Origin of the sequence: Sinorhizobium sp. P24N7 (assembly GCF_042436655.1) — a bacterium.
GTDB classification, from domain to species: domain Bacteria; phylum Pseudomonadota; class Alphaproteobacteria; order Rhizobiales; family Rhizobiaceae; genus Sinorhizobium; species Sinorhizobium meliloti_A.
The window spans coordinates 1-898 of record NZ_JBHMIW010000066.1 but is presented as its reverse complement, the minus strand read 5'-3'; the positions used below and the strand labels follow the sequence as shown (position 1 = coordinate 898).

The window sequence follows — 898 nt, the reverse complement described above, 5'->3', positions numbered from 1 at the left end:
GGAAAGCGAGTCCGTGGGCGACACTGCATGAGAGCTTTCGCGTGGTCATATTATCGGAGGCTGGGGCCGGTAAGACACGCGAAATTCGCAACGCTGCACAAACATTGCGTGCTCAAGGGAAGGCAGCCTTTTTCCTTCGCCTCGAACATATTTCTGATGATTTTGAAGATGCCTTCGAGAGTGAGACTGGCACGAACGAAGAATTTGAAGCTTGGCTGGCGACAAACGAAGAAGGATGGCTCCTCCTTGACTCCGTTGATGAGGCGCGCCTTCGCGATCCAGGCGATTTCGAGCGCGCGATCCGCAAGATGGGCCGACTGCTCCGGTCTGCACAGAGTCGAACCCACGTCATCATAACGGGCCGGGCGAGCGCCTGGCGACCGAAGTCGGATCTCGAAACATGTCTGAAGGCTTTTCCCCCGCCGTCGCAGGCGACGCGCGAGCAGTTGCAACAGGAGCTAGATCCTGAAGGCGAGACAGACGAGATCATCCATACCGACACTCGACAGTCTGAGGCAAAGCCATCATTTCTGGTGGTATCGCTCGATGACCTCAATGTTGATCAAGTTCGGAAATTTGCCACTGCGAAAGGGGTTGAAGACACCCAGGCCTTCCTGACAGCTATCGAACGTAGCGATGCATATTCTTTTACCTCCCGGCCTGAAGACCTATCCGAGCTGACGCAGTTTTGGATTGACAAAGGCAGGATCGGTGGCCGCCTCGAAATGATGCAGAACAGTATCGAGCGACGGATTGAGGAGCGCGACCAGGCCCGACGGGACTACCGGCCGCTTTCGACGGTTCGCGCGCGCGACGGGGTCAAGTTGATCGCAGCTGCTGCGACATTAACGAAAGTCCAAACGATACGTGTGCCAGATGGCTCAGCGAACGCCGTTGG

General features: G+C 56.5%; 1 pseudogene. It reads left to right on the top strand.

What is annotated here, in order from left to right:
- Positions 1-41 precede the first annotated feature (41 nt).
- Positions 42-898: pseudogene (locus ACFHWW_RS33905) on the top strand (hypothetical protein); the annotation flags it as partial.